We start from the raw sequence: 13,228 nt of genomic DNA, 5'->3' as shown, positions 1-13,228 counted from the left end.
GTCCCGGCATCCACCGTGCCGCACATTCCGAACGTAGAGATTCGCGGCACCGTGGACCCCGCCACAAGGCCGGGGTGACGGGTTTAGTTGGGGGCGTTATGCAAACACTGAAAATTCTGCTCGCGGCCAGCGCCGCGCTGCTCCCGGTTGCGCTCGTCGCGCGCCCGCAAGCCGCCCCCACCCCCACGGCGCAGGCGCAATCCCCCTATACCTTCGAAGAAGTGATGATCCCGATGCGCGATGGCGCACGGCTGCAAACCGTCATCCTGCGCCCGCGTGACAAAACCGGCCCGTTGCCGATCCTGTTCCAGCGGACCCCTTATGGCGTCCCCGATGCCGCCCCGGCCAAGGTGCCCGGCAACCAGGTCTCGCTCGACAAGGACGGCTATATCTACGTCTTCCAGTCGATGCGCGGGCGCTTCAAATCGGACGGCGTGTTCACGCTGTCGACCGCAGTTCATCCGGATAAGCCCAAGATCACCGATGAATCGACCGATGCCTATGACAGCATCGACTGGCTGGTGAAGCATGTGAAGGACAATACCGGCAAGGTCGGTATGTGGGGCGTGTCCTATCCGGGCTTCGCCGCCGCCGTCGCGCTGATCGGCCCGCACCCCGCGCTCAAGGCAGTCAGCCCGCAAGCGGCGTGGATCGATTATTGGAAGTCCGACGATCTCCACCGGGGCGGCGCGCTCCGCCTCAGCTATGCGACCGACTGGCTGGCGCTGCTGCAGCTCGACAAGACCAAGGACACCGACTTTCACTATGACCGCTACGACACCTATGACTGGTTCCTGAGCAAGGGCCCGGTCGAGCAGATCGACCAACAAGTGTTCAAGGGCAAGGTGCCGATGTTCACCGCACTGCTCGACCATCCCAATCACGACCGCTTCTACACCGACCAGCGCTGGAGCGACAAACTCGGCAAGACGACGGTGCCGACGCTCAACGTCGCGGGCTATTGGGATCAGGAAGACCCGTGGGGCTCCTGGCAGATTTACTTCAAGCAGGCACAGAACGACCCCGATCATCTGGCGACGATGGTGGCGGGGCCGTGGGCGCATGGCTGGTGGCAGCGCCCGACCGACGCGCTGGGCCCCATCCCCTATGGCGTGCCAAGCGGCCCGCAATTCCAGGAACAAATCCAGGCGCCGTTCTTTGCCTATTGGCTGCACGGCACCGGCCCTCGCCCGACCGGCGGAATCAAGAGCTTCCAAAGCGGTAGCTGGACGTGGAAGAATTATAGCGCCTGGCCAGTCGCGGGCGCGAAGGCGACCGACCTCTATCTCCATGCCGATGGCTCGCTCTCCTTCACCGCGCCCGCCGCCAGCGAAGGCTGCCGCGATTATGTGTCGGACCCGGCCAACCCCGTGCCGTTCCGCCCGCGCCCGATGTCGGGCACTTATCTTTCGCCCGATTGGTCGTGGTGGGAAGCCGCCGACCAGCGCTTCCTGCAGGGGCGCCCCGACGTACTGAGCTACACCAGCGCCCCGCTCGATGCCGATCTCACCGTAACCGGCGGCGTCCTCGCCGAACTCGCCGCCGCGACCAGCGGCACCGACAGCGATTTCGTCGTCAAGCTGATCGACGTTTATCCCGAAGATGCAGTGGAGGCGCCCGAACGGCCGAAGCCGGGTGACTATGCCAAGTCACTGAACGGCTACCAATTGCCGATCGCAATGGACGTGCGCCGCGGCCGCTTCCTCGCCAGCGACACCGCGCCCCAACCGCTAGTGCCGAACAAGGTCACCCGCTGGGACGTGCCCTTGCGCGAACACGACCATGTCTTCGTGAAGGGCCACCGCATCATGGTGCAGGTGCAATCGAGCTGGTTTCCGGTGATCGACCGCAACCCGCAAAGCTTCGTCCCCAACATCGCCCGCGCCAAACCCGCCGATTTCATCAAGGCGACGCAGCAAGTGTGCGCGGGATCGAAAATCGTGCTGCCGGTGATGCGGTAATCCCGCTTCCGCCGGTGGCGAGGTCGATCAGTTCTTCATCCGCCAGCCGGTCTTGAAGATCCAGGAGATCACCGCGAGACAGGCGACCAAAAACGTCGCCGTCACGCCCAGACTCAGCCCGACCGAAACGTCCCCCTTGTCGAAGAACGCCCAGCGAAAGCCGCTGACCAGATACACGACCGGGTTGAACAGGCTGACGGTGCGCCACGGCTGCGGCAGCATGTCGATCGAGTAGAACGCCCCGCCGAGGAAGGTGAGCGGGGTAATGAGCAAGGCGGGCACGAACGATAGCTGTTCGAACCCCTTGGCCCACACCCCGATAATGAAGCCGAACAGGCTGAACGCCACGCTGGTCAGCACCAAAAAGGCGAGCATCGCAAAGGGGTGGACGATCTGGAGCGGCACGAACAACGCCGCCGTCGCCAGGATGATAAGCCCGAGCACGATCGACTTGGTCGCCGCCGCGCCGACATAGCCGACCACCATCTCCATCGCCGACACCGGAGCCGAGAGCAGCTCGAACACCGTGCCGGTAAATTTCGGAAAATAGATGCCGATCGAGGCGTTCGAGATGCTTTGCGTCAGCAGCGACAGCATGACGAGGCCGGGTACGATGAAGCTGCCATAGCCGACACCCCCGACGGTGCTGATCTTGGAACCAATCGCGCCGCCGAACACCACGAAATAGAGCGAGGTTGTGATGACCGGGGTGACCAGGCTCTGCCACAAGGTGCGCAGCGCGCGCGCCATTTCAAAGCGGTAGATCGCCCAGATGCCGTGGAAGTTTATCGCGGGGGCTTTGGTAGCGGTGTGCGTGGTCATTGGCGCGCGAGCCCTTCATTGTCTGCCTGTTCCCCCGCGAAAGCGGGGGGCCAGAGCCACGCAGCGCAGGCCATGTTGCCCTGGACTCCCGCCTTCGCGGGAGAACGATGCGGAAACCTCATGCCGCGTCCTTCCGCTCGACGAGATCGACGAAAATGTCCTCGAGCGAGCTCTTGTGCGTTTCAAGGTCGCTATACCCGATGCCAAGCTCGCCCAGCTTGGCGAGCAGGATCGGGATATGCTCATTCTCGGAATCGAAGGTATAAACCAGCGTCTTGCCCTCATCCTCCAGCGCCACCGGCCACCCAGCCAGATCCGATGGCACCGTCCCCATCGGGGTTTGCAGCGTAATCGCCATGCGGCGCTTGCCGAGCTTCTTCATCAGCGCGGCCTTGTCCTCGACCAGGATGATACGGCCCTTGTCGATCACCCCGACACGGTCGGCCATTTCCTCGGCCTCCTCGATATAGTGCGTGGTCAGGATGATTGTGGTGCCCTTGGCGCGCAGGCGGTGAACGAGCTTCCACATGTCGCGCCGCAACGCGACATCGACCCCGGCGGTAGGCTCATCGAGAAACAGGATATCGGGTTCATGGGCCAGCGCCTTGGCGATCAGCACGCGGCGCTTCATGCCGCCCGACAGTTCGCGGATCTTGGCGTCGCGCTTGTCCCATAGCGACAGGTCGCGCAGCACTTGCTCGACATAGGCATTGTCGGGCGCGCGACCGAACAGGCGACGGCTGAACTTGACGGTGGCAAGCACCGTTTCGAACATGTCGACCGACAATTCCTGCGGCACCAGCCCGATCGCGCGGCGCGCACTGCGGAAATCCTTCTGCGCGTCGTGGCCAAGCACGGTCACCGTGCCGGTGGAGGGCGTGACGATACCGCAGATGATCGAGATCAGCGTAGTCTTGCCCGCGCCATTGGGCCCGAGCAGCGCGAAGATTTCGCCGCGCCGAATGTCGAGACTGACCGGATCGAGCGCGCGCTGGCCCGAGGCATAGACCTTCGAGACCCCGGCAACCGATAAAACAACGTCCATGAAGCCCCCGTTCCTGCGCGCTAGGTAGGGGGCCGGTTGCGTTGCAACAAGCGGCAGGCGGTTATTTCGCGGCGCGCGCCTCGGCGACCGCTTTCTGCAATTCCTCCAACGGCAAGGCGGACGAGACGACCTTGCTGCCGATCACCCAGCTTGGCGTGCCCGTTAGCCCGAGCGCGCGCGCGATCGTTTGATTTTGCGCGATTTCGGCGTCCGCCTTGGGGGCAAAGGCCGCCGCGCGCGCCTGATCGACGCCAGCGGCCTTCGCCGCCGCCGCGATCGTCTGCGCCGACACTTGCCCACCGGCATAGAGCGCATCGTGGAATTGCTGGAACTTGCCCTGGTCTGCGGCGGCCAGGCTCATCCGCGCGGCATCGACGCTGCTCTCCGCCAGGATCGGGAAATCGCGATAGACGATGCGGATCTTGGGGTCTTTTTTCAGCAAGGCCGCGATCGCGGGCAAGCTGTTGCGGCAATAGCCGCAATTATAATCGAAATATTCGACCAGGGTGACATCCGCCGCCGGATTGCCCGCCCAGGCACTGCCGAATGGCTTCAGGATCGCATCGCGGTTGCTCGCGATCGTCTCGGCATGGGCTTGGTCGCGCAACCGGTCGAGCGCTTGCGGAATGATCTCGGGGTGCGACAGCACATAATCGCGCACCACGCCTTCGACGCGCGCACGCTCCCCGCCCGTGCCCGGTACGAGGCGCTCGATCCCGGCAAACGCCGCCGCGCCCAAAAGCGCCGCGATCAGCGCGGTTGCAAAAACAGTCCAGTTCAGGCGCATCAGCGTCGCTTCTTATATTTCTTGGGGTTGTCGTCGATGTCGTTCTGCGCCGACAGGGCAATGTCCTGCGCGCGAATCCAGTCGATACTGTTGGGTGGCAATCCCTGCATTGCGCCGCGCGCTCTATAAGCAGCATTGCGTTGATCGCCAATCAAGCTCGCTTGTTCGGCACTGGCCAGCAAGGCACGCGGCTGGTCGCCCGAGGCTTCATAGACCGTGCCCAATTGATACCAGGCAAAGGGATTGTCATCGTCGCGCGCCACCGCCTGGCGCAGCACCTTGATCGCCTCGGGGTAGTTCGCTTTGTCCTCGGTCGCGATCAGCGCGTGGCCGAAGGTGGTCGCGATCAACGGGGCGTTGCGCGACAGGTCGGTTGCCTCGCGCAACGGAGCCAGTGCCTGCCGGGGCTTGCCCGCCTCGAGCAGGATCTGGCCCTGGATTTCCAGGAAATAGGGGTCGTGCGGTGCCGCTTTCAGCAAGGCTGCCGCCTCGGCATCAGCCTTTTCGGGATAACCCGACTTATGCCAGGCATAGGCCCGTGCATAATGCGCGTACACGCTCTGGTCTTCCTCCGGATACACGTTGAGCGTCGTTTTGGGGTCGGCGACATAACCCAGCAATTTGGCCTTCACGCGCTTGAACCGATCCTCCAGCGCAGGGTCGGGCCTCGCGTTGTAGAAGGGGGACGACGTCACGTCGGCGGTCAAATTGGCGATGCGCTCGCCCGACAGCGGATGGCTCTGCGCGAACGGATCGATATTCTTCAATCCATAGGCATATTCTTCATTGGCCAGCTTCTTGAAGAAGCTGAGCAGGCCCCTGCCGCTAATGCCGGATTCGCGCAAAAATTTGGCACCCGTCGCATCCGCAGTCGATTCCTGCACGCGCGAGAAAGCAAGAAATTTTCCCTGTGCCGCCGTCGTACCCGCCGAGAGGATGCCCGCGCCAGCTTCGGGTGCGCCCGCCGCAATCGCCGCGACACCAATCACCAAGCTGAGAATCGAAATCCCAAGCGCCGGACGCGCCCCAGCGTCCTGCAACACGACATGGCCATCGGCGACATGGCCCAGCTCATGCGCGATAACGCCCTGCACCTGATTGGCGTTGTCCGCCGCCTGAATTAGCCCCGAATTGATGTAAACCGTCTGCCCGCCGGCGGTGAAGGCGTTGATCGAATCGTCGTTGATCAGCACGACCCGCACATTATTGGGCGATAGGCCCGCCGCCAGGATCAGCGGTCGCGACATGTCGTTGAACATCGCTTCGGTTTCGGCATCGCGCAGAATCGACTGCGCCGCAGCCGGCTGCGCCCAGATCAGGAGGGAGGCCGCGAGTCCCGCGAAGAGCCGCTTCATGCCCAACCTATCGCCGAGTTTCCCAGCCGGGGCAACCGGGCTTGCGGTGCGGTGAAACGGCGGAGCGGTAAGGCAAACCAACCGGCCCCTCGCCTAGAAACGAGGGGCCGATCACTATCTTACGCCCCGAAGGTGCGCTGCCACCAGCCGCGACGCGGGCTGCCGGCTTCGCCCGGATCGGGATCGATCGCGCGCGGTGCGGTGTCGCTCGCTGCGGCTGCGGGCGAGGTTTCGTTCGCCAGCACGGCGGGTTCTGGCGTTGCAGGTTCGGCCTCTGGTGCCTCGTTCTGCGCTACCGGGGCTGCTTTCACCGGAGCCGTTTCGACTTCAGCCGCTTCTACGGCTGCCGCCTTGGGCTTGCGAGTGCGCTTTGCCTTGGGCTTGGGCGCATCCTCCACCGCAGCTTCCGCAACGGGTGCGACCTCCACCGCCGCATCGACCGCTTCCACCGCCTTGGCGCGCCGGGCGCGCTTCGGCTTCGCGGCAGGCTCGGCATCGCTTACGGGTTCGACAGCCGGTTCGGCCTCGACTGCTGCGGCTTCAGCCACCGAAGCGGCCTTTGGCGCGGCATCGCGGGCGCGCGGACGACGGCGCCCCTTCTTGGGTGCCTCGACCTCAGGCTCGGCTTCGGTTTCGACCGCAACCGGTTCGGCTTCGACCACTGCTGCCTCGGCTACCGGAGCTTCGCCATCAGTGGCTTCCACGACCGCCTGCTCGCCCTCGCTGCGACGACCGCCACGGCGACCGCGACGGCCACGACGGCGACGCCCGCCTTCGCTCGCCTCACCCTCTTCGGACGAAGCCGCAACCGGGGCTTCGGCGTCTTCGCGCTCGGCATCCTGCTCCGGCGCTTCCTCATCGCCACCGCCGTCAACGACGGTTTCGCCCTCCGCGGCCCCCTCACCCTCAGGCCGGTTGCGACCGCGACGACCGCGACGGCGCCGACGACGACGCGAGCCGCCATCCTCCTCGCTACGCTCGGGCCGTTCGCCGCGCTCGCGCGGTTCTCGGGCAGCGCGCGGCTGCTCCTCTTCCTCGACCTCGTCCTCGATTTCGTCTTCGATCTCGTCCTCGACGAACTCTTCCTCGATTTCCTGGATCGGCGCTTCGAAGCGCGGCGTGTAAGCCGGCGGCGGCCCCGAAACCTCGACCGACATGCGCGCACCTTCCTGCTCGCCATCGGGTGCGACTTCGATCATTACGCCATAGCGTTCCTCGATCTCGGCCAGTTCCGCACGCTTGCGGTTGAGCAGGTAGAAAGCCGCTTCCTGGCTGGCGCGGAGCAGAAGCTGCGACCCGCGCCCCTGTGCGGCTTCATCTTCCAGCAGGCGCAATGCCGACAGACCCGACGACGAGGCGGTGCGGACGAAGCCCGTCCCCTCGCAATGCGGGCACGGTCGGGTCGAGGCTTCGAGTACGCCGGTACGCAAGCGCTGACGGCTCATTTCCATCAAGCCGAAGGACGAAATGCGGCCGATCTGGATGCGCGCGCGATCGTTCTTGAGCGCTTCCTTCATCGCCTTCTCGACCTTACGGACGTTCGAGCCGTTGTCCATGTCGATAAAGTCGATCACGACCAGCCCGGCCATGTCGCGCAAGCGCAACTGGCGCGCGATTTCGGCTGCGGCTTCGAGATTGGTCGCGGTCGCGGTCTGCTCGATCGAATGTTCGCGCGTCGAACGGCCTGAGTTGATGTCGATCGACACCAAGGCTTCGGTCGGGTTGATGACCAGATACCCGCCCGATTTGAGCTGCACCACCGGGTGGTACATCGCCGACAATTGCTCCTCGACGCCCGCACGCTGGAACAGCGGCACGGGGTCGCTGTAATGCTTCACCTTGCGCGCATGGCTCGGCATCAGCAGCTTCATGAAGTCCTTGGCGTGGCGATAGCCTTCCTCGCCCTCGACGATCACTTCGTCGATGTCGCGATTGTAGATGTCGCGGATCGCGCGCTTCATCAGGTCGCTGTCACCATAGACGAGCGCCGGTGCCGAGGACGACAGCGTCGTCTCGCGAATCCCGTCCCACAGCCGCGCCAGATAATCGAAGTCGCGCTTGATCTCGACGCGGGTGCGCTGCAGCCCGGCGGTGCGCACGATGCAGCCCATCGAGGGGGGCAGCTTCATGTCGGCCATGATCGACTTCAGCCGCTTGCGGTCGCCCGCATTCGAAATTTTGCGGCTGATCCCGCCGCCATGCGACGTATTGGGCATCAGCACGCAGTACCGCCCGGCGAGCGACAGATAGGTGGTCAGTGCCGCGCCTTTATTGCCGCGCTCTTCCTTGACGACCTGAACGAGCAACACCTGACGACGACGAATGACATCCTGGATCTTGTAGCGATGGCGCAAATTGGTGCGGCGCTCGCGCAGATCGTCGGCGGCGTCGTCCGATGCGGTGCGCTTGCGACGCCGGCCACGCCCCTCGCCGCCGCGGCTTTCGCCCTCGGCTACAACTTCGACATCGGGTTCCGCGCCGCCATCATCGTCGAATCGCTCGGTCGAGCCATCATCCGCCGCCGAATCGCGTTCGAACCCGTCATCTTCATGCTCGTCATCGTGGAGGTCGTCCTCGGCCTCTTGCTGGGCGCGCAATGCAGCTTCTTCCGCTGCATGTTCGGCCTCTTCGCGCAACAGCGCGTCGCGGTCTTCCTTGGGGATCTGATAATAATCGGGGTGGATTTCGCTGAACGCCAAAAAGCCATGACGGTTGCCACCGTAATCGATGAACGCCGCCTGCAGCGACGGCTCGACGCGCGTCACCTTGGCCAGATAGATATTGCCTTTGAGCTGCTTGCGCTCGGCGGATTCGAAATCAAACTCTTCGATTCGGTTTCCCTTGACGACAGCAACGCGGGTTTCCTCCCGGTGCCGTGCGTCGATCAGCATACGCGTGGTCATGTATTATTCTCCGGTCGCGCGGCGCAGAGCCAAAGGGCGCTGCGCGCCGTGGCGCTGGCCGCGCGCGATCAATGAAAGTGCGCGGTCCGGCGAAAACATCGCCCGGCTCGCACACATGGTGGGTTACGAAAACTGCCTCTGCTCGCCCTGCACGCCCCGCCTTCCGGCCTTGGGCATTCCGCGCGCTCGCGATCCCGCCGGTAGAAACCGGGCGGTGCGAGGGGCGGAATACATACATCATGCGAACGTCAACCTGGATAAGCCGCGCCCAGGGAACTTGAGGGGCGGCCAAGTGGCCCTCGCCGCGGTCGATACTAGGCCGCGATCCGGAACTGTTTCATGCCTAGCACCCCCGCTCGCGCGCAGCAACCGGCACGTTTTTGCCGCCCGACCGGCAATTCTATGCCTACGGCCAAATTAACCGCGCCCGGAAAGGTGGTTTTGTCGCCTTCGGCCTAGTCCAAGCGAATGAGCGCGACGTTCCGCCCTTTTGCAAAGCCTTTTCGCTTTACCGCGCCGCGGTCGCGGCGGCATTACGCGCGGGTGTCGTTCGTTTTCGCCTTGCTGGCCTGTTGGTTCCTCGGCGCTCCCGGTTGGGCGGCGTCGGTCGAGCGCGTCGAGGTCCAGCACGACCGGATCGTCCTACGGTTCGACCAGCCGATCGCCGACGCGACAAGCTTTGTGCTGGCGGCACCGCAGCGCATCGCGCTCGACCTGCAAGGGGCCACGCCCGGCGGCAAGATCGCAGCGGGCGGACCGGTGTCCGGCGTGCGCCAGGGGATACACGGCCCCAACGGCACGCGCGTGGTGTTCGACCTTGCGCGCCCGGCTCTCATTACCGAAGGCGTGTTCGGTCGCGACGGACGCGAGCTGACGCTCGAACTGCAGACCGTCGACGATGCAACCTTTGCGCGCGCGGCGGGCGAACGGCGGCTACATTTCCTGCCGCCCTTCAACATGGGGATCGTGCAAGCCCCCGCAAGCTATGCGGTGTCGGTGCCGATCCCGCCCGCGCCGCGCACGCCCGGATTACCGCGCATCTATGGCGAGGATGACAGCCGCCCCTTGGTGGTGATCGACGCGGGGCACGGCGGAGTCGATCCCGGCGCGATTTCGCCGATCGATGGTCGGCGCGAGAAGGACGTGACGCTGAAAATCGCCAAGGCGATCCGCGACGAACTGGTCAAATCGGGCCGGGTCCGTGTGGCGCTGACGCGCGAGGACGACCGCTTCCTCGTGCTGCAGGAACGCTATGGCATCGCGCGCAAATTGCGCGGCGACCTGTTCATCTCGATCCATTGCGACAGCGTCGGCTCCGGCAGCGCCAGCGGGGCATCGGTTTACACCCTGTCCGAAGTCGCCTCCGATAAGGAATCGGCCAAGCTGGCCGCGCGCGAGAACAAGGCAGACGTCATCGCCGGCGTCAATCTCGCCGCCACGTCCGCCGACATCTCCTCGATCCTGATCGACCTCACCCAGCGCGAGACGATGAACTCCTCGGCCAATTTCGCCCGGTTGCTCGGTCGTGAGGCGCAGCCGTTGATCCCGGTGAAGCCCAATTTCCACCGCATGGCCTCGCTCATGGTGCTGAAAGCGCCCGACATGCCCTCGATCCTGTTCGAAACCGGCTATATCTCCAACCCGCGCGACGCCGACTTTATCGACAGCGGCGAGGGGCGCCGCAAGATCGCGCAAAGCATCGAACGTGCAGTCGAGGTCCACTTCGCGCGGCGGATGGCGTCCAACTGACCTTTCCCGGCGCCGCACCGCGCGCAGTTAAGGCGGCTGGCAACGCGCCGGAAAGTTGCTAGAGCCTAGCCCCTATATGGCCGCTTCTGATTCCACCGTGAATTTCCGCATCCGCCGCGACATTGGCGGCTTCCGGGGGTTCGTCCAAAACGCCTGGGACCGGTGGTGGGTCAAGGCGCTCGCCGCGTTCGCCGTGCTGTTCGTCATCGGCTATACGGTGTTCTACTTCCTGTTCGCCGCCGACCTGCCCTCGGTCGACAAATTGCGCACCTATGAGCCGCCGCTGCCGACCAATGTACGCGGCGTCGATGGCACGCCGATCCACAGCTATGCGCGCGAACGCCGCGTCGAACTGAGTTACGACGAATATCCCCCGCTGCTGGTGCGCGCGTTTCTGGCCGCCGAGGACAAGACCTTTTTCGAGCATCACGGCGTCGACTATCTCGGCATCGCCAGCGCGGCGATCAACAATCTGAGCAGCCACAAACGCCCGGCTGGGGCCTCGACCATAACCCAGCAAGTCGCCAAGAACCTGCTGATCGGCAACGAAACAAGTTACAGCCGCAAGATCAAGGAAGCGATCCTCGCTTATCGGATCGAGGACACGCTGACCAAGCAACAGATCCTGGAACTGTATCTCAATCAGATTGCGCTCGGCCGCAACGCGTTCGGGGTCGAGGCGGCGAGCTATGCCTATTTCGGCAAGGATTTGAACCAGCTCGATCTTGCGCAAATGGCGTATCTGGCGATCCTGCCCAAGGGTCCGTCCAATTACGACCCGGTCCGCCACAAGGATCGCGCGCTCGGACGGCGTGCTTACGTACTGCGCGAGATGCTCAAGAACGGCTTCATCACCCAGGCGCAGCATGACGAGGCAATGGCCGAACCGCTCGGCACCGTGCCGCGCCAGACGCCCAAGACCGAAACTGCGGGCAGCGGCTATTTCGTCGAGGAAGTCCGCCGCCAGTTGAAGGACAAGTTCGGTGAGGACGAAAAGGACGGGCCGTACAGCATCTATGCTGGTGGCCTGTGGGTGCGCACCTCGCTCGACAACCGGCTACAGGACTATGCGCAGACCGCGCTGCGCGAGGGGCTGCTGCGCTTCGATCATGGCCGTGGCTGGTCCGGGCCGATCGTACATAAGGACATCGTCGGCGATACGTGGCAGACAACGCTGCTCAACACCAATATCGGGCTCGATTACGATAATTGGCGCGCGGCGATCGTCACGGCAGTCGGCGCGAGCGAAGCAACGATCGGCTTTTCCGATGGCAGCACCGGCCTGTTGCCGCGCGACGCCGCGCAAATGCCGGTGCGCGGCGAAGGTGGCACCGCTTTCGCCGCGCTGAAAGCCGGAGACATCATCGCGGTTGCGCCCGAAGGCGCGGCGTTTGCTCTGCGCTCGGTGCCCAAAATCTCGGGCGCGTTCGTGGTCGAGGAGCCGCAGACCGGGCGTGTGCTGGCCATGCAGGGCGGGTTCGATTTCCGCGCGCAAGCCTTCAATCGCGCGACGCAGGCGATGCGGCAGCCGGGCTCGACGATCAAGCCGATCGTCTATGCCGCAGCGCTGGAGGGCGGGATGACCCCTGCCTCGATCATCGTCGATGGTCCGTTCTGCGTCTATCAGGGTGCGCGGCTCGGGCAGAAATGCTTCAAGAATTTCGGCAATGTCGGCGGATCGGGCGCGCATACGATGCGCTGGGGCGTCGAGCAGTCGCGCAACCTGATGACGGTGCGCGCCGCCGCCACGACGGGGATGCCGCGCATCGTCTCGCTGATGGACCGGATCGGCGTCGGCAAATATCAGCCCTATCTCTCCTACGCGCTGGGCGCGGGGGAAACGACGGTGTCGCGCATGGTCAATGCCTATGCGATCCTCGCCAATCAGGGTCGCTCGCATCCGGCGACGCTGATCGATTTTGTGCAGGATCGCCACGGCAAGGTGATCTTGCCCGAAAACTGGCATCCATGCGACCGCTGCAACGCACCCGACTGGAACGGCAAGCCGATGCCGCGCCCGGTCTCGCGCGGCAAGCAGATCGTCGATGCCATGAGCGCCTATCAAATGGTCCACATCGCCGAGGGCGTGATTCAGCGTGGCACCGCGACCGTACTGCGCGATCTCGACCGGCCGATGTTCGGCAAGACCGGCACCAATTCGGGGCCGACCGACGTGTGGTTCATCGGCGGCACCCCGCAAATGATCGGCGGCCTGTATATAGGCTATGACCAGCCGCATTCGCTGGGCGGCGCGGCGCAGGGCGGCACCGTGGCTGCGCCGATCTTCAAGGCGTTCGCGCAGAAGGCGTATGAGGGGCTGCCCAAAATTCCGTTCCGCGCGCCCGCTGGCATCCGCATGGTCCGCATCGACCGCGCGAGTGGCAAGCCCGTTTTCGGCACCTGGCCGACCGACGACCCCAAGGCGCCGGTCATCTGGGAAGCCTTCAAACCCGAAAGCGAGCCGCGCCGCGTTGTCCACCGCGACGTGATCGTGCCCGACCCGGCTGCGGCAGCGGCGGCCGCCAAAGCGCGCGCCGATGCGCAGGCGCAGAAGGACACGCGCCGCGACAGCGATTTCCTGCAACGACAGGGCGGTATTTACTAGC

General features: G+C 64.4%; 8 protein-coding genes. 3 read left to right on the top strand and 5 right to left on the bottom strand.

The features are described from left to right. Window positions 1–98 precede the first annotated feature (98 nt). Window positions 99–1,961 carry a CocE/NonD family hydrolase gene (locus WC704_RS08185; RefSeq protein WP_372889419.1) on the top strand — a complete coding sequence of 621 codons (1,863 nt, stop codon included), beginning with the start codon at window positions 99–101 and terminating at the stop codon, window positions 1,959–1,961. Window positions 1,962–1,988: 27 nt separating this feature from the next. Here the strand turns inward: WC704_RS08185 and WC704_RS08180 are convergent, their stop codons facing one another. The 5 genes from WC704_RS08180 to WC704_RS08160 form a co-directional block, all read right to left on the bottom strand. Continuing rightward, complete coding sequence (locus tag WC704_RS08180) at window positions 1,989–2,783, bottom strand: ABC transporter permease (RefSeq protein ID WP_372889418.1); 795 nt, start codon at window positions 2,781–2,783, stop codon at window positions 1,989–1,991. Window positions 2,784–2,901: 118 nt separating this feature from the next. Beyond that, window positions 2,902–3,828 carry an ABC transporter ATP-binding protein gene (locus WC704_RS08175; protein WP_372889417.1) on the bottom strand — a complete coding sequence of 309 codons (927 nt, stop codon included), beginning with the start codon at window positions 3,826–3,828 and terminating at the stop codon, window positions 2,902–2,904. A 61-nt stretch (window positions 3,829–3,889) separates the two neighbouring features. Further along, window positions 3,890–4,615: a DsbA family protein gene (locus WC704_RS08170; RefSeq protein ID WP_372889416.1), complete on the bottom strand. Its 726-nt coding sequence runs from the start codon at window positions 4,613–4,615 to the stop codon at window positions 3,890–3,892. Further along, on the bottom strand, window positions 4,615–5,970 hold the full coding sequence (locus WC704_RS08165; RefSeq protein ID WP_372889415.1) for a M48 family metalloprotease: 1,356 nt from the start codon (window positions 5,968–5,970) through the stop codon (window positions 4,615–4,617). The genes WC704_RS08170 and WC704_RS08165 overlap by 1 nt, the downstream gene beginning before the upstream one ends. Window positions 5,971–6,089: 119 nt before the next feature. Next, entirely contained in the window at window positions 6,090–8,873 is a 2,784-nt protein-coding gene (locus WC704_RS08160; RefSeq protein WP_372889414.1) for an Rne/Rng family ribonuclease, read from the bottom strand. A 543-nt stretch (window positions 8,874–9,416) separates the two neighbouring features. Between WC704_RS08160 and WC704_RS08155 the strand changes: the two genes are divergently transcribed. After that, window positions 9,417–10,622 (top strand): N-acetylmuramoyl-L-alanine amidase, encoded by a 1,206-nt coding sequence (locus WC704_RS08155; RefSeq protein WP_372889413.1) that lies wholly within the window; start codon window positions 9,417–9,419, stop codon window positions 10,620–10,622. 76 nt (window positions 10,623–10,698) lie between these two features. After that, the gene (locus WC704_RS08150; protein WP_372889412.1) at window positions 10,699–13,227 is read left to right on the top strand and encodes a penicillin-binding protein 1A; all 2,529 of its coding nucleotides are present in this window, start codon (window positions 10,699–10,701) and stop codon (window positions 13,225–13,227) included. Window position 13,228 lies beyond the last annotated feature (1 nt).

The organism is Sphingomonas sp. (assembly GCF_041661885.1).
Taxonomy (GTDB): domain Bacteria; phylum Pseudomonadota; class Alphaproteobacteria; order Sphingomonadales; family Sphingomonadaceae; genus Sphingomonas.
The sequence above is the reverse complement of the archived record's forward strand: the minus strand, read 5'-3'. Positions and strand labels throughout refer to the sequence as shown.

Bases quoted from the DNA above. Each gene is read 5' to 3' on its own strand.
- WC704_RS08185 (WP_372889419.1), top strand. From the start codon at position 99: ATGCAAACACTGAAAATTCTGCTCGCGGCCAGCGCCGCGCTGCTCCCG.
- WC704_RS08180 (WP_372889418.1), bottom strand. From the start codon at position 2,783: ATGACCACGCACACCGCTACCAAAGCCCCCGCGATAAACTTCCACGGC.
- WC704_RS08175 (WP_372889417.1), bottom strand. From the start codon at position 3,828: ATGGACGTTGTTTTATCGGTTGCCGGGGTCTCGAAGGTCTATGCCTCG.
- WC704_RS08170 (WP_372889416.1), bottom strand. From the start codon at position 4,615: ATGCGCCTGAACTGGACTGTTTTTGCAACCGCGCTGATCGCGGCGCTT.
- WC704_RS08165 (WP_372889415.1), bottom strand. From the start codon at position 5,970: ATGAAGCGGCTCTTCGCGGGACTCGCGGCCTCCCTCCTGATCTGGGCG.
- WC704_RS08160 (WP_372889414.1), bottom strand. From the start codon at position 8,873: ATGACCACGCGTATGCTGATCGACGCACGGCACCGGGAGGAAACCCGC.
- WC704_RS08150 (WP_372889412.1), top strand. From the start codon at position 10,699: ATGGCCGCTTCTGATTCCACCGTGAATTTCCGCATCCGCCGCGACATT.